This window comes from Marinobacter sp. (assembly GCF_041690615.1).
Taxonomy (GTDB): domain Bacteria; phylum Pseudomonadota; class Gammaproteobacteria; order Pseudomonadales; family Oleiphilaceae; genus Marinobacter.
Genome location: NZ_JAWLGY010000016.1, coordinates 1 through 11985, shown reverse-complemented (window position 1 = coordinate 11985; position 11985 = coordinate 1). Strand labels below are relative to the sequence as shown.

Sequence of the window (11985 nt, the reverse complement as noted above, 5' to 3'; positions counted from 1 at the left end):
CTGTCGACGGGCCGCCGCTCAGGCGCCCCGTCGAATCCAGAACAGGTATTCGTCCCCGGACTGTTCCTGCCTGAGCAGTTCATGGCTAAGAAACTGGCAGAAACGGGGGATATCCCGGGTCGTCGAAGGGTCTGTCGCCAATACCCGCAGCACACCGCCCACCGGCACATCGGCTATCCGGTTATGAAGCATCATCACCGGTTCCGGACACATCAGCCCGCGGGCATCAAGCTCGGCATCCTGGTTAGGGGTTTCTGCCATAATTACCTCCCGCAGTGCACACCGGCAAGCGTTTCCGCCTGTCGGCCAGGTTTCCGGACAAACCTGATGTAAATTGCCGGATCAGGTGCTAAATTACTGTCATACAGGTCTATTTTAGACCAAAACACTGCCCTGACGGTATAGTTACTGGCCCAAGAGGTACCTATGATTCGTGTGCTGATCGAACGTCATATTGCCGAATCCCTGGAATCCGCCTATGAAGAGCGGTCCCGAAAGATTCTCCAGAGCGCGGTATCCGCGCCGGGGTTCGTTTCCGGCGAAACCCTGGTGAACGCCCATGACCCCAACCACAGGATTACGCTGGCAAACTGGCGCTCCGAAGCAGACTGGGACCGTTGGTATCATTCCGAAGCACGCCAGGAACTTCTCAGCGATGTGAAGCCCATGATGGACCAGGACGAGAAGATCACTATTCTCCACCAGTGCTGAGGATACCGGGCCCGGTCAGTCAGTCCGCTCCAGGAAGCAGGTGATCTCTTCCCGGTCGTGGTAAAGCTGCCGGGCGCTCAGCCGGACTCCAAACGGGGCGTTGGCCAGCCGGGACTCCAGCAAATCCCGGCACAGCAGCCACTCGTCGTAGCGTTTTTTCATGGGCAGCTTGAGATTAAAGACGCTGTAACGGCACAACTGGTCTGCAAACCATTCACTGACCATTGCGGTTGTACGCCGTGGCTTGTCCACAATATCGCACACCATCCAGTCGACAGCTCTTTTCGGCCGCCACAGATACCCGTCCGCCCGCACATGGTTAACCATCCCTGTGGCCATCAGCGCTTCATCCATAGGACCGTTGTCCACCGCTGTTACCTGCATGCCCTGTTGCACCAGTTGCCAGGTCCAGCCTCCGGGGGCCGCTCCCAGATCGACAGCCGTTTTTCCGCCGCCCAGATACTCCAGCATACGGTCAGCCGGCAGCAGCACCTTCCAGGCCTCTTCCAGCTTGAGCGCCGAGCGGCTGGGCGCCGAGGCCGGCAGCTTCAACCGGGGGATGCCCATCGGCCAGCGGGCCCGGTTACCGGCCGGACTGACACCGATCAGCGCAGAGCCGAAATCCGGGAGCAGGATCTCCAGCCGATCCCCAACTGTTCCATCTGCCTCGGCGCCCAGCAAGCCAGCTCCGCGCAGGGCCCTGGAGAGCGGTGCTACCCATTTGCGGGCAAAACGCCCCAGATCCGGGTCCGCGCTGTTTTCCCCGACTCTCACATCAACCCGGACACAAGCCCGGGCCGCAGCACCCCTGCCTTCGCGCAGCGCTTCCACCACGGCACCCACTCGGTCTTTTTCGGGCAGCGGCAACTCCCACAGCAGTATTTGCCAGTCCCTGACAAAGACCATGGATTCCAATGGCAGCTGCCCCAGCAGCGACGGTGCATCAAGCCCTCCAGCCAGGGTAAAGCGCAACCAGCCAGTGCCGGTCTGCGGCGTAAAGTACCCCCAGGCTCCTTTCGCTGCGGCGGCATCAGTCAGTTCTCGACCGGCTTCCGACTCGAAACCGGGCCGACAAAAGACGAGCATTTGATTGAGTTGATCATCCATCAGGGTACCTCTGCACCGGCAAATTCAAGGACATCACCACGGGTGAGGCCCGGGCGCACAGACTACTTTAGTGTGCCTATAAAAGCAGCTGCCCCGCCCGCTGCCTTGTCGATAAGAGCATCTTCGCCCAGCCCCTGCTTTTTCAGGGGGCGCAGATCATGATTGCCGCCTTCAAGCCAGTGGACGCTGACCTGACCGGGCAGATCAGGCCTGGCCTCCAATTCTTCCGGCCTGCCAAACGGATCGCGGGTACCCTGAAAAATCGCCATCAGGCAAGGCAAGTCACCAAAGTGATCCGTCCTCCAGCGATCCGGCTTGCCCGCCGGGTGGAACGGGTAACCGAAACAGACCACTCCGCTGACATCCGGAGTGCCAGGTGAAGCAGCCAGCAAGGATGCCATGCGCCCGCCCATGGACTTGCCGCCGATCACCAGGGGTTGCCCCGGGCCCATGGCCGAACGACACTCCTCAATCACGGCGGCAAAGTGAGACAGCAACACGGGCTGCCGGTCCGGGGGGCGTTTACGCCCGTCAGACCGGCGCTTTTGCATATAAGGAAACTCGAACCGCCATACGTTAACCCCCGCCCGACTCAGGGTCCCGGCGAGTCGTTCCATAAAGGGGCTGTCACTGCCGGCACCGGCACCATGGGCCAGAATAAGGCAGGGGGGGTCGCTGGGCCCGGAGCGGGCCGCGTCATGAATGAGGTCATGCATCTTGCAAGGTCTCCCGGGGTCAACCAGACTGGATCTGAACCGCGCAGGCAGACTGCGTCAAATGGTCGCAAATTTACCCATGGCCGCCAGCTTGCGGTATTTATTGATGAATATCGGAAAATCCGGCCAATTGTACACCACAAAAAGATCAAACAAATTCGCCATCACACTGATTTCAGCGGCATTACCGTCGCAGGTGGAGTTGACCTGAGTCATTGCAAACAGGTCATCGATTCTCCATACTTGCGCCGATTTTCTTTCCCACCCTTGAATCCATTGGTAAGGCTATGAGCACAGTGAATGCAAACCTGACATACAACTACAAGGTGGTGAGGCAGTTCGCCATCATGACGGTCGTATGGGGTATTGTGGGCATGGCGCTGGGTGTGCTGATCGCAGCGCAGCTGGTGTGGCCGCAATTAAACCTCGACCTGCCCTGGACCCACTTCGGTCGTTTACGGCCGTTACATACCAACGCCGTGATCTTCGGCTTTGGGGGTAGTGCCCTGTTTGCAACGTCCTATTACGTTGTCCAGCGTACCTGTCAGGCGCGGCTGTTCTCGGACGGCATGGCTGCCTTTACCTTCTGGGGATGGCAGGCCATTATCGTTTCCGCCGCCATCACCCTGCCCCTTGGCCTTACCACAACCAAGGAATATGCCGAGCTTGAATGGCCGATCGACATAGCCATCGCTATCGTCTGGGTCACATACGCCATCGTGTTCTTCGGTACCATTACCAAGCGTAGCGCTCCCCATATCTACGTGGCCAACTGGTTCTATGGTGCCTTCATCCTTACCATCGCCGTACTCCATATCGGTAACAACATGGCGCTGCCGGCCTCTGCGTTCAAGTCCTACTCCGCCTACGCAGGTGTGACGGACGCCATGATGCAGTGGTGGTACGGCCACAATGCCGTAGGTTTCTTCCTGACCGCCGGCTTCCTGGGCATGATGTACTACTTCGTACCCAAGCAGGCTAATCGCCCGGTCTACTCCTATCGTCTGTCCATCGTCCACTTCTGGGCGCTGATTGCCACCTATGTCTGGGCCGGTGGTCACCACCTGCACTACTCCGCCCTGCCGGACTGGGCCCAGACTGCAGGCATGGTAATGTCCCTGATCCTGCTGGCTCCCTCCTGGGGCGGTATGATCAACGGCATGATGACCCTCTCGGGCGCATGGCACAAACTGCGTACCGACCCGATTCTGCGCTTCCTGGTGGTTTCACTGTCCTTCTACGGCATGTCGACCTTTGAGGGTCCGATGATGTCCATCAAGACGGTGAACGCCCTGTCCCACAACACTGACTGGACTATTGGTCACGTTCATTCCGGTGCCCTGGGCTGGGTAGCCATGATCAGTATCGGCGCCATCTATCACCTGATCCCGAAACTCTGGGGCATCAAGGCCATGTACAGCATTGGCCTGATCAACGTCCACTTCTGGCTGGCAACCGTCGGTACCGTACTGTACATCGTTGCCATGTGGGTCAACGGCATCATGCAGGGCCTGATGTGGCGTGCGGTCAACGACGACGGAACTCTCACCTACAGCTTCGTACAGGCCCTTGAGGCCTCCTGGCCGGGCTACCTGGTGCGTTTCATCGGCGGTGCCATCTTCCTTACCGGCATGCTTGTCATGGCCTGGAACGTGTGGATGACCATCCGTCAGAAAGACGCGGTTGCTGCGGACAATGTTGCGGCTCAGCCGGCCTGATCAGGAGCTTAGTACAAGATGAGACACGAAATTGTAGAAAAGAACCTTGGCCTGATGACCGTGCTGATCCTGTTTGTGATCAGCGGCGGCTTCCTCGCCGAGATTGTTCCCCTGTTTTTCCTGGATGAAACCAATGAGCCAGTGGCCGGTCTCGAGCCGCTGGATCCGCTGGAGCTGGAAGGCCGTGATATCTACATCCGGGAAGGCTGCCATGTCTGCCATACCCAGATGATCCGGCCCTTCCGTGCCGAAACCGAGCGCTATGGCCACTACTCCGTTGCGGGCGAGTTCGTATACGAGCGTCCGTTCCTGTGGGGTTCCAAGCGCACTGGTCCGGACCTGGCCCGTGTTGGTGGCCGCTACTCCGATTCCTGGCAGCGGATGCACCTGTACGATCCGCGCAGCGTAGTGCCCGAGTCCAACATGCCCGCCTTCCCCTGGCTGTTCGAGGACAAGGTCGACCACACCAAGACCGCCCAGAAGATGAAGACACTTCAGACCCTGGGGGTGCCTTACACGGATGAGCAGATCGACGGCGCGGAAGAAGATGTCCGTGGCCAGTTCGAAATTGATGCTCTGGTCGCCTACCTGCAACAACTGGGTACAGTGATCTCTGACAAACGGTGATTTCGATGGATCTCAATGACTTCAGGGGCATCCAGACCCTTCTGGTAATGATCGCGTTCCTGGGCATCGTCTGGTGGGCTTTCAGTTCTCACCGGAAAAAAAAGAACGATGAAGCGGCGCACCTGCCCTTTGATGACGATGAAATCGCCGAGCGCACTTTGAAACAGGATAAAACGGAGAAAAAACGATGAGTACCTTCTGGAGCATCTGGATCAGTGTGATCGTGCTCGGTACCATTTTTGGCTGCTGGTGGCTGCTTTTCGCCACCCGCAAGAGCCAGACCACCGACACTGAAACCGAAAAAACCATGGGTCACTCCTTCGATGGCATCGAGGAGTACGACAACCCGCTTCCGAAATGGTGGTTCTACCTGTTCGTAGGCACCTGTGTCTTTGCCCTGATCTACCTGGCTCTCTACCCGGGCCTGGGCAACTGGCAGGGGCTGCTGGGCTGGACGCAGGAGAAACAATGGGAAGAGGAAGTACAGCAGGCTGAAGCCCGCTACAGTGAGATCTACGCCCAGTATGGCAACACCCCGATCCCGGAACTTGCCGGTAACGAGGATGCCATGGAGATGGGTCAGCGCCTGTTCGCCAACAACTGTGCCGTATGCCACGGCTCAGCCGGTCGTGGTTCCGTTGGCTTCCCCAACCTGACTGACGATGCATGGCTGTATGGTGGCGATCCGGACACGATTCTGGAAACCCTGCACAACGGTCGTCAGGGCAACATGCCGGCCAAGGGAACCATGCCCAACATGAACGCCGAGCAGGTCGACCAGGTGGTAAACTATGTGCTGAGTTTCAGCAACCGCGCCCAGGATGAGGAAGCTGCTGAAGCTGGAGAAGAAGTATTCGCCCAGGCCTGTTCTTCCTGCCACGGTCAGGACGGCACGGGTAACCAGGCCCTTGGTGCCCCGGACCTGACCGATAACGTCTGGCTGTACGGCAGCACTTACGAGTGGATCGAAGAGACCGTTCTCTATGGCCGCCAGAACGTCATGCCCGCCCAGGGCGAACGCCTGAGCGATGATCAGATCCATATTCTGGCAGGTTACGTTTACAGCCTGTCCAACGACTAAAGCTGAAAAGCCGGCGCCGCAAACTGCGGTGCCCGGTCTTTTCAACCCTGGGCCTGCCCTGCGGGCCCAGGCTTGAGAAGATCTCCAGGCTGAAGTGTCTTGCCATTCCGGGAATACGCGGGCCTGTTACCATCAGGAGGTAATGATGAGCAGTCAGATTCCGGTCCAGCAGATTGACCCGAACACTGACGGCCCCTCCGACAAAAACAACAAGAAAAAGCCGGAAACCGTCGAACTCTACGCCAGCCGCAAGAAAATCTATGTGCGGGAAATCAAGGGCCTGTTCCAGCGTATCCGCTTTTTCAGCCTGATGGCGCTGATGGGCATGTATTTTGTGTTCGTCTGGATCACACTGGATGGCGATCCGCTGATTCACTTTGATCTGCCGGCCCGGGAATTCCACCTCTACGGCATGACCTTCTTCCCCCAGGATTTCTTCCTGCTGGCAGCCATGCTGATCATCTGTGCTTTCGGCCTGTTCTTCATAACCACCCTGTTCGGCCGGGTCTGGTGCGGCTATACCTGCCCGCAAACGGTCTGGACGTTCATCTTCATGTGGGTGGAGGAACGTATCGAGGGCAGCCATACCAAGCGGATGAGGCTGGACAGGGCACCCAACTCCCCCGAAAAAATGATCCGCAAGTCGGCAAAGCATGTGATCTGGCTGCTGATTGCACTGGCTACGGGTATAACCTTTGTGGGCTATTTCTATCCCATTCGGGAGCTGCTGGCGGACCTGTTCACGCTGGGAGCCAACGGCTGGGCCTATTTCTGGGTGGGTTTCTTCACCGTTGCCACCTACCTGAACGCAGGCTGGATGCGTGAGCAGGTCTGCCTGTATATGTGCCCCTATGCCCGATTCCAGTCGGTCATGTTCGATCGCAATACCCGGATTGTGTCCTATGACCCCAACCGGGGCGAACCCAGGGGCAGCCGCAAAAAGACCGCAGACCGGGAAGAACTCGGGCTTGGCGATTGTATTGACTGCGGTCTTTGCGTTCAGGTCTGCCCCACCGGTATCGATATCCGTGACGGCCTTCAGTACGAATGTATCGGCTGTGCCCTGTGTATCGACGCCTGTGACAGTGTGATGGACAAGATGGACTACCCCCGCGGGCTGATTCGTTACACCACGGAGAACGAGCTGGAAGGCCGCCCGTCAAAGCTGTTGCGCCCCCGTACCTTCGGGTACGGAGCATTGCTGATGCTCATGATCGGCGCCGTGATTGTTACAATAGCCACCCGCGTACCGGTGGAACTGGATGTTATCCGGGACCGTGGTGCCCTGTTCAGCTACAACGGCAATGGCTGGGTCGAAAATACCTACACGCTGAAGATCAGCAATATGGCCGAGTTTCCGCGGGAGTTCCGTATCGAACTCGAGGGTATCGACTCTGCTCGCCTGCTGCGGGGTGAGGAGGCGGTTCAGGTTGCCGCAGGTGACCTCCGGTCTGTTCCGGTAGTGGTTGAAGTCGACCCGGACGATCTGGACGACATCAATACGGCCATCACGTTCCGTATCCTGGCCACGGACGATCGTAATATCACCGATGAAACCGACAGCCGTTTTGTCGGTCCAAGGCCCCGTTAAACCCTTTCAGGCAGTCCGTTCCTACGGACTGCCCAAGATTCATTAAAGAGTCCGACATGTCAGAAGCCGCAAGTATTCAAGACTACGAAGCCTCACGCCCCTGGTACCGGCAGCCATGGTTCTGGTTCCTGGTGCTGTTCCCGGCAGCGTCCATCAGCTATTGCATAGTGGCCATAACTCTGTCTCTGACCACCCATACGTCTATGGTGGTGGATGATTACTCCAAGGAAGGCCTTGGTATCAACCAGTCACTTGCACGGGACTCCCTGGCCGCCGATCTGGGACTTGAAGCCCGTATCCAGCAGAGCGGCCGTAACCTTGAAGTCACCCTTGCCAGCGCCCAGAGCAGTAGCGAAGTCGAGCCGGACTATCTGGTGCTGCAACTGTTCCACCCGACCATGGGTGAACAGGACCGGGTCATTCAGCTCAACGCAACCGGTGATGGGCACTACCGTGGACAGGTAGCTGGCAATATCGATGGCCGCTGGTACCTGGACATCAGCGATCCGTCTGCTGACTGGCGCATCAAGGGGGAAGGACGTTTCCCCGCCAGTTCAGACATTGTAATGCGGCCCAACGACCCAGAACGTGGCTGAAACACTCGCGTGCTTCCACTGCAGTGAGCCAGTCAGGCCTGACCAGGCGATAGTGCCCGACCCCGATAACCCGGAGAGGGCCTTTTGCTGCCATGGTTGCCGGGCGGTTTTCGAGACCATCCACAGTGAAGGGCTCGACAGCTTCTATCAGTTCCGTACTGCCCCGGCCGTCACACCGCGAACCCTGTCTTCAGCCGACATAGAGCGGATCCGTGAGCTCGATCACCCGGTAGCCCAGGAAGCTTTCGTCGCGCCCGTCAAGGGCGGCCAGGAGGCCCAGCTTCTGATCGGGGGTATTACCTGTGCGGCGTGTATCTGGCTGCTGGAACGACACCTCACCGCCCTGCCCGGAGTACTCTCGTTTACGGTCAACCATACCACCCAGCGGGCGCGGCTTGTCTGGTCACCGGAGGAAACCCGGCTCAGCGACCTGCTGATCGCTATCCATGAACTCGGGTACACCGCTTCGCCCTACCACGCGGACGAAGCGGAACTGACCCTGAAGGCGGAGAACCGCACCGCGATCATTCGGCTACTCGTCGCCGGTATCGGCACCATGCAGAGCATGATGCTTGCCGTGCCACTTTACTTCGAAATGATCAGCGACCTGTCCCCAGAGTTCATCCAGCTGTTCCGCTGGTTCAGCCTTCTGGTCGCCACACCGGTTGTTCTTTACAGTGCCCGCCCCTTCTTCAGTAACGCCATCCGGGATGTCCGCTCCAGACACCTCACCATGGATGTCCCGGTTGCCACGGCCATCGGGCTGGCCTACGCCGCCAGTGCCTGGGTTACCTTTTTTGGCGGTGACGAAGTGTATTTTGAATCCGTCTGTATGTTCACCTTTTTCCTCTCCCTCGGTCGTTTTATCGAGGCACGGGCCCGTTACCGGGCAGGGCTGACAGGGGCCGCCCTGGGCAGCTACCAGCCCCGCGTGGCCACGGTATTGAGAGGGGAAGAGTCCGAGGTCGTAGCCGCTCACCAGCTCAGGCCCGGAGATCGTATCCGCGTCAAACCCGGCGAAACCCTGGCGGTTGACGGCGTGATCGTGGCCGGACACTCGACACTGAACGAGGCAGCCCTGACCGGAGAGTACCTGCCCGAATCCCATGGCGCGGGGGATGAGGTATTTGCCGGCAGCATCAATGGCGAAAGTCCCATTGAAGTGGAAGTGCTGCGCACCGGCAGCCGCACCCGGCTGTCGGGTATTCTGCGCATTCTCGACCGGGTTCAGTCCGAAAAGCCCCGGATCGCCCGGATGGCGGACCGGATTGCCGGTGTATTCGTCAGCCGGGTCTTGGTCATCGCACCCCTGGTGTGGATAGGCTGGTGGCTTGCCGGTGCCGATAACGCTTTCGACATAACCCTGTCTGTATTGGTGGTTACCTGCCCCTGCGCCCTGTCCCTGGCAACGCCTACCGCACTTACCAGTGCCACCCTGAAGCTGCGCAGAATGGGCTTTCTGCCGACACGGGGACACACCCTGGAAACCCTCGGTGAGATCGATACGGTCGTCTTTGACAAGACAGGCACCCTGACCGAAGGAAGGCTGCACCTTCTGGGCGTCACACCGCTTGGCGATCTTTCCAGCACGCAACTGCTCGCTATCGCTGCCGGCCTCGAGCAGCATTCTGAACACCCCATCGCAGAAGTTTTCCGGGGTACACGCCCGGATACCGTCGTGGATGTAAAAAACCACCTGGGCCAGGGTCTGACCGGCACCTGGCATGGCAGGCCGGTGGTGATCGGCCATCGGGATTTCATCGAGTCTTCGACAGGCACCGAGGTCACACTGCCGGATAGTGATATCCAGGGTATAGACCTGTGGCTTGCCGTTGACGGAAAGGTACAGGCACGACTGATGATCGATGACCGTGTGCGCAAGGATGCCATGGACACGGTTCGCACACTGCAGGCCCGTAATATCCGCACCGTCATGCTCAGTGGCGACCGATCAAACCACGTGACCCGGGTGGCGCACGAACTCGGCATCGATGAAGCCGTCGGTGGTGCCTCGCCGGAAGAAAAGCTTGCCCACCTGCAGGCATTGTCCGGTCAAGGCCGCAAGATCATGATGGTGGGGGACGGTCTCAACGACCTGCCTTCCATGGCGGGGGCCGCGGTATCCGTTGCCATGGGATCGGCCACTGACCTGACGCAACTGAAAGCGGACGGTATCCTGCTGGGCGGGCAACTGAACCTGCTGGTGAGGGCTATTGACGCCAGCCGGGACACCAGGCGTATTATCCGACAGAACATGATGTGGGCTCTGGGCTACAACCTGATGGCGTTACCCCTGGCCGCAGCCGGTCTTGTGCCCCCCTGGCTGGCCGCGATCGGTATGTCCCTGAGCTCCCTGGTTGTGGTACTGAATGCCCTCAGGCTCAGTCGCGAATCCCGTCAGGGCCGCCCTCCAGAACACCCACAAATCGCTTCCAGGGGTCAGCAAGAAGCCAGCCCCGGTTGAGGAACAAGGTGACACCACTGTGAATATTCTGCTGATACTGATCCCCATCACCCTGATACTGGTGACGATTGGAGTACTGGTATTCAACTGGGCCGTAAAAAGCGGCCAGTATGATGACCTGGAAGGACCAGCACACCGCATTCTTTACGACGACGACCGGGATATGATTCCCGACGACGCGAAGCAGCCTCATCAGAAAGAAAAACCGTTGTCGGCTGCCAGACCTCCGGAAACAGAATCCGGGGACGATCGCCAGAACCACGGAGGCTGAGTTGCAAGACCTGGCCCTGAGTTATCCTGCCGCCTTCGTTATTGGCCTGTTGGGCAGCACCCACTGCCTGGGCATGTGCGGCGGCATTAGTGCCTCCCTATCCATGGCACTACCGGTTGGCCGAGGTTACCGGTTCCGCCAGATTCTCATGTTGCTGGCCTTCAACGGGGGCCGGATCGGCTCCTATGTCCTGATCGCAACCCTCATTGCCTGGCTGAGCGTTAGCGCTACCAGCTCTTGGGGTGCGCTCGGACCGGCGCTTCGCACCCTGGCCGGAATCCTGCTGATCCTGATGGGGCTCTCAATGGGACAGTGGTGGAATGGCATACGCCACATTGAAAAGGTGGGCGGGCCCGTATGGAGACGGCTTCAGCCCCTGACAGCGAGACTGCTGCCGGTTCGAAACCCCGTTCAGGCCCTTTTTCTGGGAGCGCTCTGGGGCTGGCTCCCCTGTGGCCTGGTATACAGCACCCTCGGCTGGGCTGCCCTGCAACCCACCACCACGGCGGCTGCGGGTACCATGCTGTTCTTCGGTCTGGGCACCCTGCCTTCCATGCTCGGAACAGGCCTTGCCGCTACCTGGATTCAGGGGCTACGAACTAACCGCTGGTTCCGGCAGATTGCCGGTGCGTCCATGGTGGCGTTCGGACTATGGACGCTGCCGTGGATGGCCTTTATGTGAGGTTGGTTCAGGTTGTAACTAAGCCCTGGTGCTCTAAGGTGCCGGGGCTTTTTTGTGGCTTGCCAGGTTCTTCAGGCTCTGAAGCACCGCAGGCTCTTAACCCCATAAAATAACCCGGCGGGCTTATCGTATGGGGCCGTTGTAGGGCAGATCGGAGTTGGCTGAGACCGGCCGCGCGTTGCGCGGCGACGATGACCCGGCCCTTCGAGAGACGCTCCGGGCGTTCGCCCCTGGCAACATATAAGTTCGCTTCTACCATGCCGTCGGCCAGTGCTTCGCACTGGGATGACCTACTTTGCTCAGGCCTGTCGGCCTTCGGCCCTTCGGGCCCGTCGTCGCTACGCTCTGACGTCCTGCGCCTGCCTTCGGCAGGCTTGTCGCATGGGGCCATTGTAGTGAAAGAGAACCATCGTATCCCAAA

At 59.1% G+C, this 11985-nt stretch carries 14 protein-coding genes; 10 read left to right on the top strand and 4 right to left on the bottom strand.

Features of this window, described 5'->3' with window-relative positions; translation table 11 throughout:
- Window positions 1-18: 18 nt before the first annotated feature.
- A complete protein-coding gene (gene tusA, locus ACESMZ_RS12060) occupies window positions 19-261 on the bottom strand; it encodes a sulfurtransferase TusA (protein ID WP_372957079.1) in 243 nt (80 codons plus the stop codon).
- 165 nt (window positions 262-426) lie between these two features.
- Here tusA and ACESMZ_RS12055 point away from each other — a divergent pair, with 165 nt between their 5' ends.
- The gene (locus ACESMZ_RS12055) at window positions 427-711 is read left to right on the top strand and encodes an antibiotic biosynthesis monooxygenase family protein (RefSeq protein ID WP_372957078.1); all 285 of its coding nucleotides are present in this window, start codon (window positions 427-429) and stop codon (window positions 709-711) included.
- A 15-nt stretch (window positions 712-726) separates the two neighbouring features.
- Here the strand turns inward: ACESMZ_RS12055 and rlmM are convergent, their stop codons facing one another.
- The 3 genes from rlmM to ACESMZ_RS12040 all read right to left on the bottom strand — a co-directional run bounded on the left by rlmM (window position 727) and on the right by ACESMZ_RS12040 (window position 2750).
- The gene (rlmM, locus tag ACESMZ_RS12050; RefSeq protein ID WP_372957077.1) at window positions 727-1818 is read right to left on the bottom strand and encodes a 23S rRNA (cytidine(2498)-2'-O)-methyltransferase RlmM; all 1092 of its coding nucleotides are present in this window, start codon (window positions 1816-1818) and stop codon (window positions 727-729) included.
- Window positions 1819-1880: 62 nt separating this feature from the next.
- On the bottom strand, window positions 1881-2534 hold the full coding sequence (locus ACESMZ_RS12045) for an alpha/beta fold hydrolase (protein WP_372972681.1): 654 nt from the start codon (window positions 2532-2534) through the stop codon (window positions 1881-1883).
- A 57-nt stretch (window positions 2535-2591) separates the two neighbouring features.
- Window positions 2592-2750: a hypothetical protein gene (locus ACESMZ_RS12040; protein WP_372957075.1), complete on the bottom strand. Its 159-nt coding sequence runs from the start codon at window positions 2748-2750 to the stop codon at window positions 2592-2594.
- Between the two features lie 71 nt (window positions 2751-2821).
- Between ACESMZ_RS12040 and ccoN the strand changes: the two genes are divergently transcribed.
- From ccoN to ACESMZ_RS11995, 9 genes are all read left to right on the top strand, one after another.
- Complete coding sequence (gene ccoN, locus ACESMZ_RS12035; protein WP_372957074.1) at window positions 2822-4252, top strand: cytochrome-c oxidase, cbb3-type subunit I; 1431 nt, start codon at window positions 2822-2824, stop codon at window positions 4250-4252.
- Window positions 4253-4270: 18 nt separating this feature from the next.
- On the top strand, window positions 4271-4879 hold the full coding sequence (ccoO, locus tag ACESMZ_RS12030; protein ID WP_372957073.1) for a cytochrome-c oxidase, cbb3-type subunit II: 609 nt from the start codon (window positions 4271-4273) through the stop codon (window positions 4877-4879).
- 5 nt (window positions 4880-4884) lie between these two features.
- A complete protein-coding gene (locus ACESMZ_RS12025) occupies window positions 4885-5070 on the top strand; it encodes a cbb3-type cytochrome oxidase subunit 3 (protein ID WP_372957072.1) in 186 nt (61 codons plus the stop codon).
- A complete protein-coding gene (ccoP, locus tag ACESMZ_RS12020; protein WP_372957071.1) occupies window positions 5067-5960 on the top strand; it encodes a cytochrome-c oxidase, cbb3-type subunit III in 894 nt (297 codons plus the stop codon). Before ACESMZ_RS12025 ends, ccoP begins: the two co-directional genes overlap by 4 nt.
- Before the next feature lie 145 nt (window positions 5961-6105).
- Window positions 6106-7551 (top strand): cytochrome c oxidase accessory protein CcoG, encoded by a 1446-nt coding sequence (gene ccoG, locus ACESMZ_RS12015; RefSeq protein ID WP_372957070.1) that lies wholly within the window; start codon window positions 6106-6108, stop codon window positions 7549-7551.
- 56 nt (window positions 7552-7607) lie between these two features.
- Window positions 7608-8147, top strand: coding sequence for a FixH family protein (locus tag ACESMZ_RS12010; RefSeq protein WP_372957069.1), 540 nt, complete (start codon window positions 7608-7610; stop codon window positions 8145-8147).
- Window positions 8140-10611 (top strand): heavy metal translocating P-type ATPase, encoded by a 2472-nt coding sequence (locus ACESMZ_RS12005; RefSeq protein ID WP_372957068.1) that lies wholly within the window; start codon window positions 8140-8142, stop codon window positions 10609-10611. Before ACESMZ_RS12010 ends, ACESMZ_RS12005 begins: the two co-directional genes overlap by 8 nt.
- A 19-nt stretch (window positions 10612-10630) precedes the next feature.
- Complete coding sequence (gene ccoS / locus ACESMZ_RS12000) at window positions 10631-10882, top strand: cbb3-type cytochrome oxidase assembly protein CcoS (RefSeq protein WP_372957067.1); 252 nt, start codon at window positions 10631-10633, stop codon at window positions 10880-10882.
- A gap of 1 nt (window position 10883) precedes the next feature.
- A complete protein-coding gene (locus ACESMZ_RS11995; protein WP_372957066.1) occupies window positions 10884-11564 on the top strand; it encodes a sulfite exporter TauE/SafE family protein in 681 nt (226 codons plus the stop codon).
- The last annotated feature ends 421 nt before the right edge of the window (window positions 11565-11985 follow it).

Coding starts and splice junctions, on each gene's coding strand:
- ccoG (WP_372957070.1), top strand. CDS start 6,106: ATGAGCAGTCAGATTCCGGTCCAGCAGATTGACCCGAACACTGACGGC.
- ACESMZ_RS12045 (WP_372972681.1), bottom strand. CDS start 2,534: ATGCATGACCTCATTCATGACGCGGCCCGCTCCGGGCCCAGCGACCCC.
- ACESMZ_RS12055 (WP_372957078.1), top strand. CDS start 427: ATGATTCGTGTGCTGATCGAACGTCATATTGCCGAATCCCTGGAATCC.
- ACESMZ_RS12010 (WP_372957069.1), top strand. CDS start 7,608: ATGTCAGAAGCCGCAAGTATTCAAGACTACGAAGCCTCACGCCCCTGG.
- ACESMZ_RS12040 (WP_372957075.1), bottom strand. CDS start 2,750: ATGACTCAGGTCAACTCCACCTGCGACGGTAATGCCGCTGAAATCAGT.
- ccoO (WP_372957073.1), top strand. CDS start 4,271: ATGAGACACGAAATTGTAGAAAAGAACCTTGGCCTGATGACCGTGCTG.
- rlmM (WP_372957077.1), bottom strand. CDS start 1,818: ATGGATGATCAACTCAATCAAATGCTCGTCTTTTGTCGGCCCGGTTTC.
- tusA (WP_372957079.1), bottom strand. CDS start 261: ATGGCAGAAACCCCTAACCAGGATGCCGAGCTTGATGCCCGCGGGCTG.
- ccoN (WP_372957074.1), top strand. CDS start 2,822: ATGAGCACAGTGAATGCAAACCTGACATACAACTACAAGGTGGTGAGG.
- ACESMZ_RS12025 (WP_372957072.1), top strand. CDS start 4,885: ATGGATCTCAATGACTTCAGGGGCATCCAGACCCTTCTGGTAATGATC.
- ccoP (WP_372957071.1), top strand. CDS start 5,067: ATGAGTACCTTCTGGAGCATCTGGATCAGTGTGATCGTGCTCGGTACC.